Genomic DNA, 23,609 nt, shown 5'->3' with positions numbered 1-23,609 from the left:
AGTGTATCCCTTTACCTCAAAATGGGGGATACACTTTACCGAATATATTATAACTCTTTATACAATTTAGTTATATGGCTTTTAGAAAAGATAGTAAAGTAAAGAGTGGCTTTTCAAAAATCACCGTTAGTTTAGCATCACCCGAAGAAATTCTGGAAAACTCGAGCGGCGAGGTTTTGAAACCTGAAACTATCAACTATCGTACTTACAAACCCGAGCGTGACGGTCTTTTCTGCGAACGTATTTTTGGTCCGGTCAAGGACTACGAATGTCATTGCGGAAAATACAAGCGCATACGTTATAAGGGTATTGTTTGCGACCGTTGTGGTGTTGAAGTTACAGAGAAAAAAGTGCGCCGCGAGCGTACCGGACATATTCATCTTGTGGTGCCTGTTGCACACATCTGGTATTTCCGTTCATTACCCAATAAAATGGGCTACCTTTTGGGCATACCTACCAAAAAACTAGACATGATTGTTTATTACGAACGTTATGTTGTGATACAGGCCGGTATTAAAGCCGAAGAAGGTATTGCCGAAAAAGATCTCTTGACAGAAGAAGAATATTTGAACATATTGGATACCCTTCCTAAAGATAACCAGATGTTGGACGATACCGATCCCAACAAGTTTATCGCCAAAATGGGAGCCGAAGCCATTTATGATCTTCTGACAAGGATCAACCTCGATTCGTTGGCAAATAATTTGCGCCACAAAGCAAACACAGATACATCGCAACAACGTAAGAACGAGGCTTTGAAGCAACTTCAGGTTGTGGAAGCTTTCCGTACGTCGAAAGGTAAAAACCGTCCGGAATGGATGATTGTGAAGATAGTTCCTGTCATTCCACCCGAATTGCGTCCTTTGGTTCCGCTCGATGGCGGACGTTTTGCCACATCCGATTTGAACGACCTTTACCGTCGCGTTATCATCCGTAACAATCGTTTGAAACGTCTGATCGACATTAAGGCTCCGGATGTGATTCTTCGTAACGAAAAACGTATGCTTCAGGAAGCGGTCGATTCGCTGTTCGATAACTCTCGTAAATCGAGTGCCATCAAAACAGAATCTAACCGTCCGTTGAAGTCTCTTTCAGACAGTTTGAAGGGTAAACAAGGACGTTTCCGTCAGAACCTGTTGGGTAAACGTGTCGACTATTCGGCTCGTTCGGTTATCGTTGTTGGTCCTGAACTGAAAATGCACGAGTGCGGTATCCCTAAAAATATGGCTGCCGAACTATATAAGCCGTTCATAATACGCAAGCTTATTGAGCGCGGAATTGTGAAAACTGTAAAATCGGCTAAAAAGATTGTAGACCGTAAGGAGCCTGTTGTTTGGGATATCCTTGAGCACGTAATGAAGGGACACCCCGTGTTGCTGAACCGTGCCCCAACGCTACACCGTTTAGGTATTCAGGCATTCCAGCCAAAAATGATTGAGGGTAAGGCAATACAGTTGCACCCGCTTGCTTGTACGGCCTTCAATGCCGACTTCGACGGCGACCAGATGGCTGTTCACTTGCCTCTCGGTAATGAAGCTATACTTGAGGCTCAGTTGTTGATGTTGGGTTCGCACAACATTCTTAACCCTGCCAACGGCGCGCCTATCACGGTGCCTTCGCAAGACATGGTTCTGGGATTATACTATATAACAAAAATACGTCCGGGTGCTAAGGGCGAAGGTCTTACTTTTTACGGACCGGAAGAAGCTATCATCGCTTACAACGAAAAGAGAGTCGATATTCATGCCTTGGTAAAGGTGTATGTTGACGACCTGAACGAAGAAGGTGAAACAGTACCTACAATGCGCGAAACTTCGGTGGGACGTATCCTCGTTAATATGCACACTCCTCGTGAAGTAGGATTTGTAAATGAGGTGCTTTCTAAAAAATCGCTTCGCGACATTATCGGGGTGGTTATTAAAAAAGCAGGAGTTGCCAAAACGGCACAATTCCTTGACGATATCAAGAACTTGGGTTATTCGATGGCCTTCCGTGGAGGACTGTCGTTCAACCTCGAAGATGTGATTATACCAAAAGAAAAAGAAGAATTGGTACAGAAAGGTTATGACGATGTAGAGCAAATCATGAATAACTATAACATGGGATTCATTACCTACAACGAGCGTTATAACCAGATTATTGATACATGGACTCATGTAAACTCTCGTCTGTCGAACATCCTGATGAAACAACTGTCGGAAGACAATCAGGGTTTCAACTCGGTATATATGATGCTCGATTCGGGAGCCCGTGGTTCGAAAGAGCAGATTCGCCAGTTGTCGGGTATGCGTGGTTTGATGGCCAAGCCTCAGAAGAGTGGGGCGGAAGGCGCTCAGATTATCGAGAACCCTATCCTTTCTAACTTTAAAGAGGGGTTGTCGGTGTTGGAGTACTTTATCTCTACGCACGGTGCCCGTAAGGGGCTTGCCGATACGGCTCTGAAAACGGCCGATGCCGGATATCTGACTCGTCGTTTGGTTGACGTATCGCAGGATGTTGTTATCAACGAAGAAGACTGTGGAACACTTCGCGGACTTGTTTGCACAGAGCTTAAAAACAACGAAGAAGTTGTTGCTTCGCTTTCTGAACGTATCTTGGGACGTGTTTCTGTCCATGATATCCAACATCCGCAAACAGGAGAGGTTATTATTCAGTCGGGCGAAGAAATTACTGAAGAAATAGCAGAAATAATCCAAAGATCGCCAATAGAACGTGTTGAAATCCGTTCGGTATTGACTTGCGAGTCTAAAAAAGGTGTTTGTGCCAAATGTTATGGCCGTAACCTTGCAACAAGCAAGATGGTACAGAAAGGCGAAGCCGTTGGTGTGATTGCCGCGCAGTCTATTGGTGAGCCGGGAACGCAGCTTACGCTTCGTACCTTCCACGTTGGGGGTATTGCCTCTAATATTGCAACCGAAAATAGTATTGTTACTAAATACGAAGGTGTTTTGGAAATAGACGACCTCCGTGTTGTAGAAGCAACAGACGAGATGGGCAAGAAGGTTCAAATCGTTATAAGCCGTTTGGTTGAGTTGCGTGTGGTTGACCCGAATACAAAAATTGTGTTGCTTACACATAACATTCCTTACGGTTCTAAACTGTACTTCAAGGAAGGCGATGTGGTTAAGAAAGGCGATGTGATTTGCGAATGGGACCCATTTAATGCCGTTATTATATCGGAAGTTGGCGGTAAGATCGACTTTAATAATGTTATAGAAAATGTAACATACAAAGTAGAATCGGACGAGCAAACCGGATTGAAGGAAAAAATCATTATCGAATCGCGCGATAAGACAAAAGCTCCCGAAGCTAATATCTTGGATGCGAAAGGTAACGTCATCAAGACTTATAGTTTGCCATTGGGCGCTCACGTAGTGAAAGAAAATGGCGATAGCATCAAGGCTGGCGAAGTGTTGGTTAAGATACCGCGTGCCGTAGGTAAGGCTGGCGATATCACCGGAGGTCTTCCTCGTGTAACTGAGTTGTTTGAGGCTCGTAACCCATCCAACCCTGCGGTTGTGTCTGAAATTGACGGTGAAGTTTCGTTCGGAAAAATAAAACGTGGTAACAGGGAAATAATTGTGACCTCTAAAACCGGCGAAACCAAGAAATACCTTGTGCCGCTTTCTAAACAGATACTTGTTCAGGAAAACGACTTTATCCGTGCCGGTATGCCACTTTCGGATGGGGCAACTACTCCTTCCGACATCTTGGCCATTAAAGGACCGACAGCCGTTCAGGAATATATCGTGAACGAGGTACAAGACGTTTATCGCCTACAAGGTGTGAAAATCAACGATAAGCACTTCGAAGTGATTGTACGCCAGATGATGCGTAAAGTTGAAATTATGGATCCGGGTGATACCCGTTTCCTTGAGCAACAGGTTATCGACAAGCACGAAGTAATGGAAGAAAACGACCGTATCTGGGGCAAAAAAGTGGTTGTGGACGCGGGCGACTCGTCTACATTCGAACCCGGACAGATTGTTACGGCACGTAAGTTGAGAGACGAAAATTCTATGCTCAAACGCCGCGACCTCCGTGTAGTGGAAGTTCGTGATGCGATTCCTGCTACAGCAAGCCAGATATTACAGGGTATTACCCGTGCGGCATTGCAAACAACAAGCTTTATGTCGGCAGCATCGTTCCAGGAAACAACTAAGGTGCTGAACGAAGCAGCTATCAACGCTAAGGTAGACCGTTTGGAAGGTTTGAAAGAAAACGTTATTTGCGGTCACTTGATTCCAGCGGGAACAGGTCTTCGTGAGTTCGAAAAACTTGTTGTAGGTAACAAAGAAGACTTCGACAGGGTTGCATCGAACCGCAAAACGGTTGTAGACCTCGATAGTGTAGAGTAAGAGAATTGTTATCAGAGAGAGACTCTATTAGATAAATGCCCCCGGTTGTTTGCAGACAACCGGGGGCATTCTTATTTGTTATATATGCTGAGAGCGATTATTCCGATAAGCTATCCCACCAAGAAGAATCGTTTTGCAGCCATTTGGCAAACCAAGCGTAAATGGCATGATTCCATTCTATGCGTTTTTTGTAATCGCGGATGCTATGGTTTTCGCCTTTCACCTGAATGAACTCTACGGGTTTGCCCAATATTTTCAGAGCGGTGTACATCTGAATACTTTCGCCGATGGGTACGTTTGTGTCGGCTGTTCCGTGCAATAGCAAGAGGGGTGTATTTATCTTGTCGGCACTGAAAAGCGGACTCTGCTCAATATACATCTGCCTGTTGTTCCACGGATAACTGTTTGCACTGGCTGCCGTACTGTAAGTGTAGCCCCAATATCCTTCACCCCAATAACTCGAAATAGAACTGATACCGGCATGCGAAACCGCTGCAGCAAACATATCGGTCTGTGTTTGCAGGTACATTGTCATGAAACCTCCGTACGAAGCTCCTATGCAACCTACCTTCTCTCCGTTTACGAAGGGATGTTCGGCAATAAACTTCTTGGTTCCGTCAATAATATCGGTTGCCGTGTATTTGCCCCACGCATTTACGTGGCGTGCCGCAAATTCAGTTCCGTATCCGAATGTTCCACTGGGTTGTATCACATACACTATGTACCCCAAAGCCGCATACACATGCGGAGGGTAGGGGCCTTCCATTGCCCGTGGGGTGGTGGATGTTCCGCCATAATAGTAAACAATCAGCGGATATTTTTTTGATGGGTCGAAGTCGGATGGCAGATAGTAGCATCCGTCGATAGTTGTGTTTTCGGCTGAAGTAAATGTCCAGTCTTTGGCCTCTCCCAACTCTATATGGTCTAACCTTGATTTATAAGGGTCGGCTATGAGTGTCGATTTGTCACTTTTTAGATCCACTATATAAGCCCTGTTCGAATTGGATATGCTTGCCCCGATGTAAGCCAGATAAGGCTTTTTGTTTGCGAATGATATGTACTTCACCACATCTTCGTTGAGGGGAAGTTGGGTAAACTGTTTCTTCGATGGATTGTAACGGTAGATACGTTCGTAGCTCATATCGGTGACTTTAAAGTAAATCATTCCATCCGCCGGATTCCATGTTGCAGAACTGATGCTGGGTTTGAAATCGCGTGTTATGGCTTCCACTTTTTTGGATGATAAATCCATAATGAATGCCTGACGGTCGAACATGTTAGGAATCTGGCCATCCGGCAACAAATTGCCTATACCGCCAAAGGCTTGGGCTGACCCTACGATGAGAACCGATTTCCCGTCGGGCGAAAAACTTGCTCTCTCTGCAAAACCATCGTCCAGCCAAAGTGTATCGGCAGTCATGGTCTGCATGTCTAACCGGAACATAGATGTAAGGAAAAACGGACGTTCTGTAGCCTCACGATCGGTAGAGTACAGTAGGTAGCGCGAATCGGAGCTAACATCGTTGAGGTTGGTAGAGTGTTTCCCAAAGGTAAGGCGCTGTTTCAGCCCTGTGGCGAAATCGTACTTATAGATAAATCGGCGATCCCGGTAACCGGGCTGACGGTCTTCGGGCGATTCTAAAAAAATTAGATTTCCGTCGTGAGTTTTCCCTTTTTCGGTATCAATATAGAGGAGGCTCTTGCCATCGGGCGTAAAGTACCCATCGGCCGAAGGCAGGTTTTCGGCAAACAATCTTTCTTCGAAGGTTTCGGGGTTGACTACATACAGTTTTGGCAGGTTTTCGGAATTGTCTAAATAATATAACTCGTCGGTCTGTGGCATCCATGTATAGTTTTTGCCCGCCACTAAAGCGCTGCGTTTGTTTGTAGCCGTGTTCAGCAGTTCTTTTGTGGAGTAGGTCTTGCCATCGTCTTTAGTGGTGGAGTAGGTCAGGATAGAGTATTTGCCGTTTGGCGACACGGTGCTGTAAGCTACTCTGGTTCCTTCTATTATGTCTTTTATGTTTATATGTCTTTTTTCGTTAATCTTCGATACGGTGTAGTTAACAAGCGAATCGTTTCCGTTGCTCTCTATTTTTATCTTTATCTGTTCGGGACATATGTTAGACGATAGGCTCAGATATTTGATAACAAATGTCTTGGTTTCGGCCGGAAACATGGTTAGCGATACATCGGCCATCTTTGCAGCCGGAAGGCTATCTTCGATTGTTTTTTTCGATGTTTCGAGCTTATCGTTTATATATACCTCATACATGCTGGGCGCGGTGATTTTTATTTTGGTTTTTGCGTACTTGTTGGCAGATAGTTGGAACGAAACAAAATAAAAGCGGGCATCCTTTTCGGGCCTGCTAAAATGAAAAAAATTGAAAGGGTCGGGTTTCACCTGTTGTCTGTAAGCATCGTTTTTGGGAAGGGAAACGAATGTAGACAGATAATCGCCCGCTCCGTATTTATCACCTTTGAGATTGGTGCTATCCAAAAATAAAGGGGCACGAACATCTACATAGGGAGCCATATAAAGGTCTGAAACCGTTACTTGGCTCTGTGCGGATATTGTGGGCAAACAAAAAATAGAGATGAATAATAAGAGTGCGATTTTCCTGATCATAGTGGTAAGCGTGTTTTTTTAAGTTATTGATGCATAAAGATAAAAATTTTATGATAAGATAAAAAAAAGTTGCTACCGGATATCCGATAGCAACTTTTTGAAGTTATAAGGTATTTTCGTTTTTATTTGAAATCGGCATCGGTAACACCTTCGTTAATCAATGCGTTGACAACGTTTATTTCCATTTCCATACCCATTGCGCTGGTAGTAGTGGTGAATGGAAGTTTCACGCCATTCACGTCTTTATAATTGCTGATGTATGTGCGTTGAGTCATAGACTGTCCTTGTACATTGGCAGTGGCTTCTTCGGCAACTTTCAGGCCAGACGCAATATCGTAGTAAGAAGATTTTTTGCCTTTCTCAATCTTGTAGGCGTCCGATCCGTTTATGTTTTCGATACCTGCAACCTTAGTGTCGGCCGATATGGGAAGCAATTCAGGGAATAATCCCGATACCTTTATCTCGTCAATCATTTCCTGAGGCAGATCTTGTTTATGGCCTTGTACCATCATATAGCCGGTAGTACCATTGAACATAGTTTTGGATACTGTCATGCCCATCGCGTTAACTTCTTGCAAGAGTTTTCCGTCGTTTGTTTGTTTTTGCACAAAAGTTATTTCCATACCTTGGGCTGTGGTTTTAGATGTTTGGAAAACACTTTTAACAGCTTTCACGGCAGCTTCTCCGCCTACTGCGGCAATATATTTTTTGTAGATGGCATCAACAGTAACGTCTGCATCAACGGTTTTTGCTTCGGGTTTCGATGTTGGGTTACCAAAACGGTCAAAATACTTGATAGGAATATTCATTTTTTCGAGATTTGGTAACACTTCAGAAGCTTTACCTACAACAACGATACGAGAGGCATCCTTAAGGAAGTGTTTTCTGGCAGCAGCCTGTACCTGCTCAAGAGTAACAGCGTTGATGTTCTTTATATAGTTTTCGTAGTAATCGGACGGTAAATTCTGAGTTTTTTCTCTAAGGGCAAACGCTGCAATGGTTTGAGGTTTTTCGGCATTCATCACAAAGTTTCCTATATATTTAGCTTTGGCCAAATCGAGCTCGGCTTGTGTAGGAAGAAATGTTCTGATAGTGTCTATCTCGGCAAGCATTTGCACAATAGCACTGTCTGTAACCGCATTACGAACAGAAACCGAGGCGCTGAAGTCGGTAACATACCTGTTGTCTGAACTGATGCCCGAATATGCACCGTATGTCCATCCGTGAACTTCGCGAAGGTTCAAGAACAAACGGCTGTCGCCACCGCCTCCTAATATTTGGTTAGCTAAAGTTGTAGCAAAAAAGTCAGGGTCGGTCATTTTCAAAGAAATGGTATTGTTCAGCGAAATTTCAGACTGAACGGCATTGGGAACGTCAATGAAATTAATTTCAGTTTTAGTAAGATTTACAGGTTCGGTAAATGCGTCTTTTGGAGCAGCAGCTTTTGCCCAAGAGCTAAAATTGCTTGTAATCAGTTTCTTTACATCCGCAAATTTAACATCCCCCACAATAACCAAATAAGCATCTTGTGGAACAAAACGTTTTTTGTAGCAGTTCTGAACGTTGGCCAATGTTACTTTGTTGATAGAGGCTTCGCTCAAGTATTCGCCTTTGGGGTGTTTTGCGCCATAAAGAAGGGTTCTGCGTACTTTGCTGGCAATAGACTGCGCGCTTTTTTCTTCTACTTTAAGGCTTTCTATCAGTTTGGTGCGTTCGCTGTCCAATTCGTCTTGCGTAAATTTGGGATCAAGAGCGCCTTGTGCGGCAAGCGACAATACTTCGGGGAAGTAGCGTGACAATGTGCTACCACTTACGCCTCCGATACCAAACGATACAGATGCGCCATAGAAATCAATTTTGTTATTGAACTCATCTTTGCTCATTTTGCTGGTGCCGTTTCCCATCATGCTGCTGGTAAGGCTTTCAACTCCTTTTATATCGCCTTCGACCGACATCGGATTGTTGAGCGATAAAGAGAATGTAACTCTGGGTAGTTTATGGTTTTCAACAACCATCACGGTAAGTCCGTTTGGTAGGTTGAAGGTTTGAGGTTTTCCCAGATTAACTTTTGGGGCAGGTCCTGCCTTGGGTTGTATGCTTCTGTCTATCTGCGCTTGAGCCGATACAGACAACGCCAATATTAGAAATATATATAATATCTTTTTCATACGTTATTTTGTTTGTATTTTTTCTTGATGTCAAAAAATTATTTACTTGTAGCCGGAATGTAATCTATTGCCACACGTTGGTTTGTGTTCAGGTATTTTTTTGCAACATCGCGTATTTCTTCGCGGGTGATAGATTTGTAGATACCCAAAGCGTCGTTAATAAGGTTTACATTACCGAAAAGCATATAGTATGTGGCCAGATTTTCAGCAACTTTCTCGGTCGAAGCATTTTGGCTTATAAAATGGTTTTCCATCTTATTTTGCAGTTTAGTGTATTCGTCTTCCGAGATAAGTTCGGTTTGTAGGCGGGCAATTTGTTCGTCAAATCCTTTTCTGATATCTTCGGCTGTATGGCCCGGAGTAGGTAGGGCTAAAAGCACGTAAATACCGTAATCTTCCTGAGAAAAAGAGAAAGAAGTAGCTTCGATCGCTGTTTTGTTTTTGTCTACCATGTTTTGATACAAGCGCGATGTTTTTCCGTCCGAAAGTATTATTGAAATCATATCCAAAACATAAGCATCCCTATCTTTTTGCGAAGTTGTTCTGTATGCCGATAGGTACATAGGCAGTTGAATGTTAGGATCTTCGAAAGTTACCTTACGCTCTTGAGTGATAGGTTCTTCTACGTATTTTGTTTTCACTACATCGGCACCACGAGGAACGCTGTTGTAATAATCGTGAATCCATTTTTTAGCTTGCGCCTTGTCAAAATCGCCGGAAACAACAAGCACAGCGTTGTTAGGCACATAAAATTTCTTGAAGAAATCTTTAAATTCGTCGAGGGTAGCAGCATCAAGATGCTCCATTTCGCCGATGGTAGTCCAGCGGTAAGGGTGTTTAGAGTAAATGTTTTTCTTTATGGCTTCCAAGAGGCGTCCGTAAGGAGTGTTGTCTACCCGCAGGCGTTTTTCTTCTTTCACCACTTCGTTCTGAGTATCAACCCCGATTTGGTTAATCACGGGATGGTACATACGTTCGGCCTCCATCCACAAGGCTAACTGCAAATTGTTTGAAGGGAATGTTTCGTAGTAGTAAGTTCTGTCGTCCGACGTGTTGGCATTGTTCTGCCCTCCGTTCGATGATACCATTTTGAACCATTCGCCACGGCCAATGTTTTCGGTTCCTTCAAAAAGAAGATGCTCAAAAAAGTGGGCAAACCCCGTTCTGTCGGGTCTTTCATCTTTTGCACCTACATGATACATAACTGCTGCTGTGACTACAGGAGCCGATTTGTCTTGTTGCAAAATTACATGCAATCCGTTGTCAAGGTCATATTCTTCAAACTCTATGTGCTGAGCCAAAGCTGTTGCAGCAAAGAAAAATAAGCCAAGTGTAACAAAAATTTTTTTCATAAAATAATACAGTTTATAAAATTGTTTTTTCTAATAAGTCGGATGATAGTCTTAAAAATCACACTAAAGGTATAAATTTTTATTGTTTTTTTATCGAATATCGATAAAATTGACTTCCAATCCTGTTTGTTTTGGGTACAACTGTGTGAAAATTTTAAACAGACTCTAACGTATAAATGAAGAATAAAGCCTTAATTTTGTGACGAGGAAAGTTTAAGATATGTTTGAGGGAGTATTATTTGTTCAGAATTTAGGTTTCCGGATAGAGGTTATTGGGATTGGAACGGTATTGCTTTTAATAGCGGTTGGATTACTGTTTTTTTTCGGTTATCGGCGTATAAAAAAAGAAGGTGAAAGAGCCTCCCTGAAAGAAAACACGTTGAGCAATACTGATCTGGATATCGTTCAGAAAGAAAAACTACTGCCAATGTACGAAAACCTGAGACAATGTATAGAAACCCAAAAACCTTATCTCAATCCTTCGCTTAAGGTGTCGGACTTGGCCAATCTGACAGGCTGTTCTTCGGCCGACCTGCCGTATGTGCTAAAATACTATTATCACCAGAACTTTTTTGAGTTTACCAATAAATGCCGGATGGAAGAATTCAAGCGATTGGCAGCCACTCCTGAGTATAACCACTGTACGTTGAGCGAATTGGCTATCCGCTGTGGTTTCAGTAAGGCTTCGTTTTATCGTACTTTTAGTAAATATGCCAATACAACTCCTGCCGGGTATCTGAAAGAAGCGGGAATCGTCCGCATAGAACCCGAAAAAACGGAAGGGAACTGACTTTTTTTGCTGTCAGCCCCCTTTTACCGTACCTGGTAGGTGAGAATTTATTTAATTGTGTTTGTTATTTCGTTTTGATAATGACCACCCCTTTACTTGCTTGCTCGCCATACTTTTTTACATAGCTTGCCGTTTCCGATTTGTCTTTGAGGATGGTGATAGATTTAATGCTTTCGTAGTCAACATCAACGCTGTTGGCGTCCATCGCTATTCCATCAACAATAAATAAGGGAGTGATGCTTTCTGTATTATCTTTCATTGATTCTACATATTCTTGGTATACAGAAACTTCTTTTTGCGTTAATTTTTCACGAACGAAATGATAATCTCTATTACCTATTATAGCAGCTGCTCTCTTTCCGAAATACTGATTGTAATCTTTTACAGACTCTTTGGGAACATTATCGTATTCTTCTTTCGATACCTCTTTGCCGTCAACCATATATAAAGCCTTCTTGTCTGAAAAAGATACATAGTTTTGTTGCCTCTCCATACTTAATAATGATAAGGTTGATATATAGCTATCTTGTCTGTTAGTAATCTCAGCAAAGAGTTTTCTGGGCGATATTTTTTTTCCATTAAGGAGTAAGTCTTGGTCTTCATCTCCTGTTTTTGTTAAAAGAAGATGAATTCCCTTTTTGTTTTTTACCTCCGGAAAATATTTTTTTAAAATAATTTGCCCAAACCTTCCTGCCGCAGCTTTTACTTGGTTTTTCTTCAAGTTCTTAAGATCTTGAACAGATGCTATTTTTCCGTCAATCAGGTATAGGAAATCTAATTCTTCGTCTTGAGGCAAAGTATTTATTTCCTCTTTCTTTGTAACTTCTTCCGAAACTTTTTCTCCTGTGTTTGCGATAGAGGCTTCGATTGCAGTCTCATTTACAGCGGCTTGTTCTTCCTGCAAATCGGGAACGTTTGCCGTTACATAGTTGGTCTCGGCAAAAGCTTTGAAGAACAACCCGAATGCGGGAATAAGTATCAGAACAGCAGCTTTTCTTATAGAGGAACTTTTAGTCTTTTTCATCATAGTTAAACGATTTAATTGGTTAGAATTGAATGTATTGGAGAAAGAAAATACTTTGCACCCAAATTTTTGATTGATGAGTGTAGCCCTGTATGCTGCGAGCGATACGTCGCCGTTTTGCAGAACAGCATCATCGGCCAAAAACTCGTGGTTTTCTTTCATATGTCGTACATAGAACCACGCCAAAGGGTTGAACCATTGCAGCATTAGTGCACATTCGCTACAAAGCAGATCTATCCTGTGGAATTGTTTTATGTGCGATATTTCGTGTTTCAAGATTATATTTTTTTCGGTATCAGATAATTTGTTAGTATCCATGAGTATATATCTGAATATGGAAAAAGGAGATACAACATCGGGACTGTCAACCAACTTGTAGCTTTTATGTTTGGTCACTGCACCATTCAGAATAAGTTTTCTGATTCGGAGGGCGGATATAATTTTCTTTACCAGCAAAACCGTTACCCCCAAAATGTAGATGGCGAATATTACAGACCAAAGGTCTACCTGTGGTGTACTTATTGTGGATGATATTTCCGGTTGCTGAGCAATGATTGTTGTTGCCGGGAGGGGTTGTGGCATTGTTTCTATAACAGGCGGTACTGTTATTACCGGCGCAGGCTGCACTACGATGTTATGCGTGTATTTGAACGCAGGCAGGATAAGCGAGGCAATCAAGCCCAAAAGCAGATAAAATCGGTTGAATTTAATAAAAGTATTCGGGCGCAAGAAAACCTGATATATCAGAAGGAATATGCTGAGGCATATACCCGATTTTATCAAATATAGAATAAACTCTTTCATAGCCAGTCAAATTTTATTCCGGTTTATTTTTTTCTTCTTCCAAAGCTTGACGGGTTTCCTCAAAAAGCTGGTCGAGGTCTTCGATTGTCATGTTCGATTCTTTAGCAAAGAACGATGCCATTGTGGAAAACGATCCGCCAAAATAGTTTTTCATAAATCCGAACAGCTGCTTTTTAGAATAAGTTTCTTTGCTCACTGTGGCTTTATATCTGTTCACACGTTTTTCGGATGTGTGGGTAACAAACTGTTTTGTTTCCAGTATATTAAGTATTGTGGCAATTGTTGTTCGGGCAGGCTTTGTGTCTGTAAAGCTTTCTCTGATATCCTGTACCGAGCCTTCGCCCAATTTCCAGAGTATTTGCATTATTTGCTCTTCGGCTTTTGTTAGTTGCATATTCGTTAATATTATTTTCATCAGAATGATTAATACAAATATATGTCTAAAGATTTAGACGTGCAAATTTTTGTCTAATTTTTTAGACAAAAAACAAATAAAAAAACGACTGTCCTAAAAGCAATCTTTCGTTTCTGTTTGTCATGTTGAACATTAGTGAAACATCTTCTGTTTCAGAGTTAAGGTTCTTCACTACGTTCAGAATGACAAAAAAAAGAGTGCTTTTACACTCTTTTGCTTTTAGGACAGCCTTTTGAAAAACTGTTTATATATGTTTTTTTCGTTACTTCATCAGGAAGTTGAAATCATCTGCTGAAGTTAGTTCACGGGTTTCTTCGCCAAACTTAAATATACGCACCGGACGGCTGCCAATAAGTTTCAGGGTATTTCCGTCAACATGTAGCATGGTAGATTCGCGAAGCCCCACAACATAAGCATTAGGGTCTTCGGTTATAAATTCCATGATACGGTCTTCGCGGGTTTCGCCTCCGTGGTTGGCAGGATTTACATCCAGATAATGCGGATTTATTTGGAAAGGAACTAAACCGATAGTATCGAATCCCTTAGGGTCTATGATAGGCATATCGTTGGTTGTACGCAAGGTAGGGCAGGCTATGTTAGAACCGGCACTCCAGCCTATGTATGGCACTCCCGCCATTACCCGTTCTTTAATTACGGGCATCAATCCGTTATCGTGTAGCATACGTACCAGTTTCCAGGTATTTCCACCTCCCACGCATATTGCGTCTGCATTGTTTATGGCATCAATCGGATTTTCGAAACGGTGTATTCCTTTTACGGCGATACCTACTTCACCGAGGCTTTCGTTTACACGTCGTTCGTATTCGTCATAACTGAACCGTATTGCCGCATATGGAATAAAAACTATGTTCAGAGGCTTTTCGCCCAAAAACTTTTTGATTTCCTGTTTGGGATAGCCTAAATAGCTTTCGCCCGGATTAGTAGAATTGCTTAATAGTAAGAGTTTCATGATTATTGACATTATGTTCAGAACAAAAATAAACATATTTCCCGAAAAGATAGAATGTTGATACGAAAAACATTTTTATATTTGCATCAGTCTAACGCTAACTTAAAAAACAAATTATTATTTATGAAAAAAAGGTTTCTGACGGTTGCTACTGTATCTATCTTGGCAGGTAGCTTCATGTTTTCTTCATGTATTGGTTCTTTTGGATTGTCGAACAAAGTGTTGGCTTGGAACCAGACAATCGATAGCAAGTTTGTTAATGAAGTGGTTTTCTTTGCTCTATGGATTGTTCCGGTGTACGAAATCACAATGTTGGCAGACCTTCTTGTGCTGAACTCTATTGAGTTTTGGTCGGGCGATAACCCTGTTCAGGCGGGAGTTGTAAAAACAGTTCAGGGCGAAAATGGCATCTATACAGTCGAAACGCTTCAGAATGGTTACCATATCGAAAATGAAGAAGGAAAAGACATGGAACTTATTTACGACAAAGCTACAAATACATGGAGCGTTGTTGCTGCCGGCGAAACCAACAAATTGATTACTATCGAAGATAAAGACAATGCACTTGTTTATCTTCCCGATGGAAAAACTCAACGTGTAGAGTTGTCGCAAGCCGGAGTGTTGGCAATGCAGAAAATAGCACAAAGCTACAATATGGCTGCAAGATAAATAGAAACTTCAACTTTATAATACATAGTAAAAGCTTTCTCCTTATACCGGGGGAAAGCTTTTATTTTTATATCGGTTAATCTTCCTTGACCTTACCAGATAATTGGCTCGATACCTTTCGATACGAGATATTGGTTTGCTTTGCTGAAATGTTTGTTGCCGAAAAAACCCCTGTGAGCCGAAAGCGGTGAAGGGTGGGGCGATTGCAGTATCAGGTGTTTTTGCTGATCAATGAGTGCCGCTTTTTTCTGGGCATACGACCCCCAAAGCATAAAAACAAGCCCTTGGCGTTGTTCCGCCAGTTTTTGTATTGCCGCATCGGTAAATGTTTCCCAGCCTTTGTTCTGATGCGATCCCGCCATATGAGCCTGAACCGTAAGCGTGGCATTGAGCAGCAACACCCCTTGGTCTGCCCATCGGGTAAGGTTGCCCGAAGGTGGTACGGGAGTGCCCAAATCGCCCTGTATTTCTTTAAAAATATTCAGTAGTGATGGAGGGTATTGTATGCCATCGTTAACCGAAAAGCATAAACCATGAGCCTGTCCATCGTTGTGGTATGGGTCTTGCCCCAGAATTACAACCTTTACTTTATCGAATGGAGTATGGTCGAAGGCATTAAATATAAGTTTGGCGGGTGGAAATATTTTTTTTGTACGGTATTCGTTGCGTACAAAGTCAGTCAATTGTACAAAGTATGGCTTTTCAAATTCACTGCTCAATGCTGTTTTCCATGTTTTGTCTATTTTTACGTCCATCCCTTTTTTGTTGAGTTTATAATATAATCAGTAGTGCCAATATATATACTTTGGGTATTCTGTTTCTTCAAAAGTAGTACATTTTTCTTTAATCGGCAGACTATCTAAGCATAAACTATGATGAGGCTTAACCTCTTTTCTGCTATCTTTGTGGGAAACAGATTTGATATGCAAAAAGATATAAATCTGAGGTTAAATCCAAAAGATGCTTCAGAAGTAGATACAATAAAGAGAGTTTTTGCGTCCGAAACCGGAATCGCACTCAAGGATATAAATGCTGTACGCATAATTAAACGTTCGGTCGATGCCCGCCAACGAAATATTTTTGTTAACCTCACAGTAAGGGGATATATAAATGAACCTGAGCCTGTGCAAATGTTTGAAGCTACTGGTTACCCCAATGTTTCGGGTGGTTTCAAAGCTATTGTGGTGGGTTTAGGGCCTGCCGGATTGTTTGCGGCCCTACGCTTGATAGAATTGGGCATCTGCCCTATTGTGGTGGAACGGGGTAAAAATGTGCGCGACCGAAAATTGGATACAGCCCGGATCAGTAAAAATCATGTTGTTGACCCGGATTCGAACTACTGTTTTGGCGAAGGAGGAGCCGGAGCCTTTTCGGATGGGAAGCTTTACACACGGAGCAAAAAGCGGGGGAACGTAGATAAAATACTGAACACGTTTTGCCAATACGGAGCAAGCACCGATATACTGATAGATGCACACCCCCATATCGGGACAGACAAGCTGCCCGGTATAATTGAGCGTATGCGCTTGCAGATAGAGGCTTCGGGCGGTGAAGTCCATTTTCAGACCCGGATGGAAGAGTTGATTATAGAATCAGGTAAAGTAAGAGGCATCAAAACCCACAGGGGGGATACGATTGAGGGGCCTGTTATTCTTGCTACGGGACATTCGGCACGCGATGTTTACCGTATGCTGAAACGGCAAGGAGTGAAGATAGAAGCTAAAGGTTTGGCGGTAGGTGTTCGGGTAGAACATCCGGCAGAGCTGATAGACTGTATTCAGTATCATAACGAAGCAGGCAGAGGCGAATATCTGCCTGCTGCCGAATATAGCTTTACCGTTCAGGCAGAAGGTAGAGGGGTGTATTCGTTCTGTATGTGTCCCGGTGGAACGGTAGTTCCTTCAGCCAGTGGGGCGGAGCAGGTTGTGGTGAACGGCATGTCGGCTTCGGGGCGTGGTTCGCATTGGTCTAATTCGGGCATAGTGGTTGAGGTTCATCCCGAAGATTTCCCCGAATATACACAGTATGAGGAGTTGTGCCTTCTGCGGTTTCAGGAAGATTTGGAAAAACTTGCTTGGCAGGCCGGAGGAGCTACGCAGGTTGCCCCCGCCCAGCGGATGTACGATTTTGTAAAGGGTAAGCAAAGTGGCAGTTTGCCGCGGTCGTCTTATGCGCCCGGAGTGGTTTCGTCGCCTATGCACGAGTGGTTGCCCCCATTTGTGAGCAATCGCCTGCAAAAGGCGTTTAAAGAAATGGGTAAGCGGCAGAAAGGTTTCCTGACCAACGAAGCCCTTTTGCTTGGTGTGGAAAGCCGCACTTCATCGCCCGTCCGCATAATCAGAGACAGAGAAACCATGCAGCATATTGAGCTGAAGGGATTATTCCCCTGTGGCGAAGGTGCAGGCTATGCCGGAGGTATCGTTTCGGCAGCAATGGATGGAGAACGAAGTGCTGATGCTTTGAGCGAATATCTGAAAACTAATCGTCTGCTTTAAACGTTAATTAAGAGTTGAACCGTAAATTGCAAAAACGAACATAATAAATGTAAAAAAACGATTTGCGTTTATGGTTTTTCTTCAAGAACAACATCTATACAGTAATAGTAAATGCAATAATATATATTCTTATGAAGAAGTTACTTAGTTTTGGGTTCGCCTTTATGGTGTGTGTCGGTTTATTGGCGCAAACCGCTCCAAACAAAAAATCAACGGATAAATATGCCGACAGATGGCAACAGGTAGAAAAAATCTGGAAAGAAAGCGATTTGCCAAAATCGGCGGGCACTATTGTGGGCGGAATACTGAAAGAGGCTATTGCCGAGAAAAATACCCCACAAACCATTAAGGCTCTTATCTGGCAAAATAAATTAACAACGGCTGCCGACAGAAACGTTGATGCAGAGATAATAAACGACTTGTCCGGTTTGTTGCAGACTTCTGCAAAGCCTACCGATAAGGCCCTGCTGCACTCCATGATTGGGGAACTTTATCTTAATTATTATACTGCTAACCAATGGCAGATACGAAATAGAACCAATCTGGAGGACTTTGTGCCGGACGATATCAAAGAGTGGTCGGCCAATATCTTCTTTAATAAGGTACGCGAACATTTGGCACGGTCGGTTGAGCAGGAATCTTTGCTTCTGAATGCCTCGGCCAAAGAATATGAAGATATCATCATCTTAGGGGCAGACTCCCGCACCCTGTCGCCTACGCTTTACGATTTTCTGATGAAGCGCGCTATTGAGCAATCGAGCCAGATTTTGATAGTAGGCTTCAACGATGCGCTCAAAGCAGAAAATATAACCCTCGAAGGGCTTGCTGTTCCGGCAAGGCAATTTGCTGAAATTAAATTTTCTTCCGAAGGAAGCTTGAGTCCGCTTTTTTATTATTCCAAGTATCTGAAATCTTTACAGAAAAGAGGATTGAACGAATCGGCTGTTTTTACGGAGATTAGTTTGATAAATTATTTAGCTGGAAAATCGTATAAATACAAAACCGAATATGCGAAAGAACGACTGTTGGCTCTTGAAAAAGAAAACCAAGCCTACGATTATAATGTGGAGGTAATCAATGCCATCGTTTCGATTATTGATCCGGAGCGTTATTTATCAGAAAGAAGCGAGGAATATTCTACAAAAAGAAAAGAAATGTACAACTGGGCAGAATATGGAATAGAAAAGTACCCCAATTACAAGCGGATTAATTTGTTGAAAAACCAATTAACTTTGATGGCACACCCTTATGCCCAAATTATGGGTAGCGCGACCTTTCGTCCTGACAACAAAAATAAAAGAATAAGTTTTAGATATAGAAATCTGAATAAGGCTACTATCGAAATAAAAGAGAAGAATACAGGCAAGGTTGCGGAAACAATCACTATGAATCTCACTTCGCCCAATGTATTTGAGGCTCAGGATACATCTTTTGTGCTGACAGTTAGTGAAGTTGGTAGTTACACAGCCACTGTTAAATACGATAAAAATACTACTAATACAGATAGCATTTTTGAATTTGGAATAACAAAGCTTGCTCATTTTGCTCGTTGTTTAAGCGATACCGGCTACGAATTTTATGTAGTTGACAGCAAGGATGGAACACCGGTGAGGGATGCAACCGTAACGGTTTATTCATTATTGAAAAGGGATGATTATAAAGAAGAAGGTACTGTTAAAACCAATAATGAGGGATTTGCTCAGTACACACTACCTACAAAAGAGAGTTATCGTTATTTTTATTCCGTTAGTTTGAAAAATGATAGTTTAACAGGGAAAACTCAAATGCCTCGTTTCTATTCTTATAGGACAGATAATAAGAATGATGAAGATATTACGATTCTGACAGATAGGAATATCTATCGCCCCGGACAAACTGTTTATTTTAAGGTGATTGCTGTTCAACAGGGAAAGCCAAGAACAGCCAAATTGATTACAAAGGAGAGTTATAAAGTAACGTTTTCTAACCCTAATGGGCAGGTTATTGCAGAAAAAGAATTATTGACCAATGAATTCGGCTCTTTTGCGGGCGAATTTGTTTTGCCACAGGGAGGGCTAACAGGTAGCTATCGGATAAAGATTGGTGATGCTTCCGAATATATACAAGTTGAAGAATATAAACGCCCCACATTTCAGGTTACTTTCGATAAACTAAAGGAAACTTATACTTTTGGCGATGAAGTAACCCTAACAGGGCATGCCGAAAGTTATTCGGGCGTAAAACTGCAAGGAGCGAATGTTTCTTATACTATAAATAAATCGTCTTTTTTGCGTTGGTATCAAACAGGAAGCACTTTTGTGGAAAGTGGAGACGTAACCACTGCCAATGATGGGTCGTTCAAGATAACTTTCACCATTCCTCAAAATAAAGAAAACCCTTCGGATATAATTCCTTTGAAAAGAGCTAACGTTTACAATTTTACGGTTGATGCAGCTATAACGGATGTGAATGGCGAAACTCAATCGGGCAATTACTCATTTGCAGTGGGCGATGTTTCTATGGCGCTGTCGGTAGAAATTGACGAACGTTTGAATAAAAATAGTAAAGACTCACTCAAAGTAACGGCCGTTAATCTGAATGGAGAGCCGGTTTCTGTGAATGGAATATATAACATTTATAGTTTACAGAAGAACGACAGTATAGCCTCTGAGGTTAAGACAGGCAATTTTTCTACAAATGGAGTAATGGATTTGATGGGAGTATTTCGGAATTTACCATCGGCTAAATATCGTATAGTGCTGAAAACCAATGATGAAAAAGGGCGAGATGTGGAAGCAATAAACGATTTTGTATTGTATTCTTATAACGACAAAAAGCCTCCAATAGAAACCAATAATTGGATTATAGAAAAAAATAATGTATTCAGGAAAGCGAAAGATGTAGAAATAATTATTGGTGTCTCCGGCAAAACAACTGTCTTGTTCGATTTGATGAAAGGGAGTGAAGTTCTGGAGCGGCAGCAGTTTATTTTAAATAATGAGAATCGTAAACTTACAATTCCTTATAAGGATAAATACGAGGATGTAGTTTCGGCTGTGTTTACTTATGTGGTTGAAGGCCGGGAATATGTAAATAAGTGTGATTTATATAAAGTAGAAGATAATAGTAAAGGTTTGGATCTGAAGTTAGAAGTATTCCGCGATAAACTTCGTCCTGGAGCACATGAGGAATGGCGAATATCTGTGAAGGATAAAAAAGGACAACCTGCTTTCGCAGAGCTATTAGCATCAATGTACGATTCGTCACTCGATAAAATACATAAAACGAAAGATTGGCATTTCTACCCATTCCCCTTTTCATGGGATTCTCCTTCTCTGTTTCAGAGGGAAAATCAAAGAATGACTTATCTTTACTCTTATTTTGGTTATCAAACATTAGAATATCCGGCGTTTATTTTTGACCGCTTGAATTGGTTTGATCTAAGCTTAGGCATGGGGTATAATACCCGTTATCGTATGGCTGCTGCTGCGCCGATGTCGCCTATGAATGATATGGCAGATGCTTTAGAAAGTAAAATTGACGGATTGCAAACAGAAGCAACAGGGGAGATTGTTGTGAAAGGATATGGAAGTGCCCCTAAAAAACAAAGTGGTGCATCTCCCCAAATCCGTAGTAATTTTAATGAAACGGCATTTTTCTATCCACAATTGCGTACTAATGAGCAGGGTGAAACAATTATCAGCTTTACGGTTCCCGAAAGCAACACTACATGGAAATTCCGAGCCTTGGCTTACGATAAGTCACTCAACAAGGGTTCGCTGGAGGCAATGGTTGTGTCGCGCAAGGAGCTGATGGTGACGCCCAATATGCCACGTTTTGTTCGTCAGGGCGACAGAACCAGTATTTCTACCAAAATCTCCAATCTGTCGGACAATGCCGTGAGCGGAGAGGTTCGCATCGAGTTTTTTGACCCATTGACAGACAAAATTCTGGATTTTGCAATAGATGGACAGAAGCAGACATTCAGTCTGGGTAAAGATGCTTCTTCGTCAGCAACATGGACATTTACCGTTCCTGCCGATATTGACCTTTTGGGTTGTCGCATCGTTGCCGAGAGTCCGTCGTTTAGCGATGGCGAACAGCATGTTCTTTCTGTATTGCCCAACCGCATGTTGGTTACCGAGAGCATGACAATAAACGCCAACAAAGCAGGAGTGAAAGAATTTACTTTCGACCGCTTTGCGGGCAACAAATCGGCATCGTTGAGCAATTATCGCTTGACGTTAGAATATGCCGATAATCCGGCTTGGTATGCCGTTCAAACTCTGCCGGTATTGAGTAATCCGGCTAACGAAAATGCCGTGAACTGGCTTGCCAGCTACTATGTAAATACATTGGGCATGCACATTATGAAACAATATCCGAAAGTAAACGCTATGATTGACGCATGGAAAAAGCAAGCCGGAAGCAAAGAAACGCTGATATCGAAATTGCAAAAGAACGAAGAACTGAAAGCCGTTCTTTTGGAAGAAACACCTTGGGTACTTGATGCTAAAACTGAGACGGAGCAAATGAACCGTTTGTCGTTGTTGTTCGACATGAATAACTCGCGCATGCAAACCGAGGCCGCTACCACCAAACTGCTTGATTTGCAAAGAAACGACGGAGGTTGGTCGTGGTATAAGGGTATGTATTCGAGCCGCAGTGTAACACAATACATCCTTTATGGATACACACAGTTGGTAAGATTGAATGCGGTTCAGTATGGCGACCAGATAAAACAAGCGCAGATGAATGCCTTGAACTTCTTGGATAAAGAAATAGTGAAGGATTACACTGAACTGAAAAAAACGAAAGATTGGGAAAAAGCAACCAACATCAGTACTTCGCAGTTGGAATATATGTTCGTACGTTCGGCATACAGGGATATACCAATCGACAAGGATGCACGCGAAGCGGAACGTTTCTATACATCGGTTGTTGAAAAGAATTGGACAAAACTAAACCTTTACGAACGTTCACTGATGATAGTGCTTGCCTTGCGTAACGGAAATAAAGAATTGGCCGACAAGATAATGAAATCGGTACGTGAATATGCAACCGTAAACGACGAAATGGGTATGTTCTGGACAAATAACCAAAGTTCGGCATTTATGTCGCAATCGGCTGTAACGACTCATACCTTTATGATGGAAGCGTTCAAAGAAATGAAAGCTCCAGCCCAAGAAATGGATTTGTTGAAACAATGGTTATTGAAACAAAAGCAAACGCAAGCCTGGGAATCGACTCATGCCACGATTGATGCTATTTACGCCTTGTTGAGTAATGGCTCTGACTGGTTCTCTTCTGATGCCGGCACAAAGGTTTTTGTAGGTGGTAAGGAGATTGCACCTGAAAACAAAGAGCTGGGAACAGGCTACTTTAAAGAGGCTTGGACAGGACAAGATATTAACGCAAACATGGCAAAAATACGCATAGAAAAACCCGATGGCGGACCCGAATGGGGGGCCATGTATTGGCAGTATTACGAAGACCTTGACAAGATCTCGGCACAAAAGGGCGATTTAAATGTAGATAAAAAACTGTTTGTGGAACAGGTTACAGCCGGCGGAAAAACTTTGGTACAGATAACTGAAAGCAATCCGATAAAAGTGGGCGATAAAGTTGTTGTACGCCTAACCGTGCGTGCCGACCGCGATTTAGACTTTGTTCAGTTGAAAGATATGCGGGCGTCGTGTTTTGAACCGATAGAAACACTTTCGGGTGTGCGTTGGCAGAATGCCTCTATTTATTATCAAGCAACAAAGGATGCCTCTACAAATTTCTATTTCGATCATCTGCCTAAAGGTACATATGTATTCGAATATCCTGTTTATGCCAATCGCACGGGCGAATATTCGAACGGCATCACAACAATACAGTGTATGTATGCTCCCGAATTTGTATCGCATACGGCCGGAATAAAAGTGACGGTACGATAGTAAAATAACGAGAG

General features: G+C 42.0%; 12 protein-coding genes. 5 read left to right on the top strand and 7 right to left on the bottom strand.

Annotated elements, in window-relative coordinates:
• The first annotated feature begins 74 nt into the window (after positions 1-74).
• Complete coding sequence (rpoC, locus tag M2132_RS02105) at positions 75-4,358, top strand: DNA-directed RNA polymerase subunit beta' (protein ID WP_280670890.1); 4,284 nt, start codon at positions 75-77, stop codon at positions 4,356-4,358.
• Between the two features lie 97 nt (positions 4,359-4,455).
• On the opposite strand, the gene M2132_RS02100 is transcribed toward rpoC, so the two are convergent.
• From M2132_RS02100 to M2132_RS02090, 3 genes are all read right to left on the bottom strand, one after another.
• Positions 4,456-6,987 carry a S9 family peptidase gene (locus M2132_RS02100; protein ID WP_280670892.1) on the bottom strand — a complete coding sequence of 844 codons (2,532 nt, stop codon included), beginning with the start codon at positions 6,985-6,987 and terminating at the stop codon, positions 4,456-4,458.
• Between the two features lie 122 nt (positions 6,988-7,109).
• A complete protein-coding gene (locus M2132_RS02095; RefSeq protein WP_280670894.1) occupies positions 7,110-9,155 on the bottom strand; it encodes a pitrilysin family protein in 2,046 nt (681 codons plus the stop codon).
• 38 nt (positions 9,156-9,193) lie between these two features.
• Positions 9,194-10,507 (bottom strand): pitrilysin family protein, encoded by a 1,314-nt coding sequence (locus M2132_RS02090; protein ID WP_280670896.1) that lies wholly within the window; start codon positions 10,505-10,507, stop codon positions 9,194-9,196.
• A 220-nt stretch (positions 10,508-10,727) separates the two neighbouring features.
• On the opposite strand from M2132_RS02090, the gene M2132_RS02085 reads away from it, so the two are divergent.
• A complete protein-coding gene (locus M2132_RS02085) occupies positions 10,728-11,297 on the top strand; it encodes an AraC family transcriptional regulator (protein WP_280670898.1) in 570 nt (189 codons plus the stop codon).
• A gap of 64 nt (positions 11,298-11,361) precedes the next feature.
• Here M2132_RS02085 and M2132_RS02080 read toward each other — a convergent pair whose 3' ends face one another.
• The 3 genes from M2132_RS02080 to pepE all read right to left on the bottom strand — a co-directional run bounded on the left by M2132_RS02080 (position 11,362) and on the right by pepE (position 14,510).
• Positions 11,362-13,125 (bottom strand): M56 family metallopeptidase, encoded by a 1,764-nt coding sequence (locus tag M2132_RS02080; protein WP_280670900.1) that lies wholly within the window; start codon positions 13,123-13,125, stop codon positions 11,362-11,364.
• A gap of 13 nt (positions 13,126-13,138) precedes the next feature.
• The gene (locus M2132_RS02075) at positions 13,139-13,519 is read right to left on the bottom strand and encodes a BlaI/MecI/CopY family transcriptional regulator (protein WP_280698183.1); all 381 of its coding nucleotides are present in this window, start codon (positions 13,517-13,519) and stop codon (positions 13,139-13,141) included.
• A 283-nt stretch (positions 13,520-13,802) separates the two neighbouring features.
• Entirely contained in the window at positions 13,803-14,510 is a 708-nt protein-coding gene (gene pepE / locus M2132_RS02070; protein WP_280670905.1) for a dipeptidase PepE, read from the bottom strand.
• A 123-nt stretch (positions 14,511-14,633) separates the two neighbouring features.
• Between pepE and M2132_RS02065 the strand changes: the two genes are divergently transcribed.
• A complete protein-coding gene (locus tag M2132_RS02065) occupies positions 14,634-15,179 on the top strand; it encodes a DUF3332 domain-containing protein (RefSeq protein ID WP_280670907.1) in 546 nt (181 codons plus the stop codon).
• A 92-nt stretch (positions 15,180-15,271) separates the two neighbouring features.
• Here M2132_RS02065 and ung read toward each other — a convergent pair whose 3' ends face one another.
• A complete protein-coding gene (ung, locus tag M2132_RS02060; RefSeq protein WP_280670909.1) occupies positions 15,272-15,934 on the bottom strand; it encodes a uracil-DNA glycosylase in 663 nt (220 codons plus the stop codon).
• 168 nt (positions 15,935-16,102) lie between these two features.
• On the opposite strand from ung, the gene M2132_RS02055 reads away from it, so the two are divergent.
• Both M2132_RS02055 and M2132_RS02050 read left to right on the top strand, forming a co-directional pair.
• Complete coding sequence (locus M2132_RS02055) at positions 16,103-17,674, top strand: NAD(P)/FAD-dependent oxidoreductase (protein WP_280670911.1); 1,572 nt, start codon at positions 16,103-16,105, stop codon at positions 17,672-17,674.
• A 131-nt stretch (positions 17,675-17,805) separates the two neighbouring features.
• Positions 17,806-23,595 (top strand): alpha-2-macroglobulin, encoded by a 5,790-nt coding sequence (locus M2132_RS02050; protein ID WP_280670913.1) that lies wholly within the window; start codon positions 17,806-17,808, stop codon positions 23,593-23,595.
• Positions 23,596-23,609 lie beyond the last annotated feature (14 nt).

This window comes from Dysgonomonas sp. PH5-45, from assembly GCF_029893235.1.
GTDB lineage: Bacteria > Bacteroidota > Bacteroidia > Bacteroidales > Dysgonomonadaceae > UBA1309.
Note: the sequence above shows the minus strand (reverse complement) of the source record. Positions and strands in the feature narration are given on the sequence as shown.

Excerpts from the sequence above, each read along its gene's own strand:
- M2132_RS02055 (WP_280670911.1), top strand. The coding sequence starts at position 16,103 with ATGCAAAAAGATATAAATCTGAGGTTAAATCCAAAAGATGCTTCAGAA.
- rpoC (WP_280670890.1), top strand. The coding sequence starts at position 75 with ATGGCTTTTAGAAAAGATAGTAAAGTAAAGAGTGGCTTTTCAAAAATC.
- pepE (WP_280670905.1), bottom strand. The coding sequence starts at position 14,510 with ATGAAACTCTTACTATTAAGCAATTCTACTAATCCGGGCGAAAGCTAT.
- M2132_RS02075 (WP_280698183.1), bottom strand. The coding sequence starts at position 13,519 with ATGCAACTAACAAAAGCCGAAGAGCAAATAATGCAAATACTCTGGAAA.
- M2132_RS02065 (WP_280670907.1), top strand. The coding sequence starts at position 14,634 with ATGAAAAAAAGGTTTCTGACGGTTGCTACTGTATCTATCTTGGCAGGT.
- M2132_RS02095 (WP_280670894.1), bottom strand. The coding sequence starts at position 9,155 with ATGAAAAAGATATTATATATATTTCTAATATTGGCGTTGTCTGTATCG.
- M2132_RS02050 (WP_280670913.1), top strand. The coding sequence starts at position 17,806 with ATGAAGAAGTTACTTAGTTTTGGGTTCGCCTTTATGGTGTGTGTCGGT.
- M2132_RS02090 (WP_280670896.1), bottom strand. The coding sequence starts at position 10,507 with ATGAAAAAAATTTTTGTTACACTTGGCTTATTTTTCTTTGCTGCAACA.
- ung (WP_280670909.1), bottom strand. The coding sequence starts at position 15,934 with ATGGACGTAAAAATAGACAAAACATGGAAAACAGCATTGAGCAGTGAA.
- M2132_RS02080 (WP_280670900.1), bottom strand. The coding sequence starts at position 13,125 with ATGAAAGAGTTTATTCTATATTTGATAAAATCGGGTATATGCCTCAGC.
- M2132_RS02085 (WP_280670898.1), top strand. The coding sequence starts at position 10,728 with ATGTTTGAGGGAGTATTATTTGTTCAGAATTTAGGTTTCCGGATAGAG.
- M2132_RS02100 (WP_280670892.1), bottom strand. The coding sequence starts at position 6,987 with ATGATCAGGAAAATCGCACTCTTATTATTCATCTCTATTTTTTGTTTG.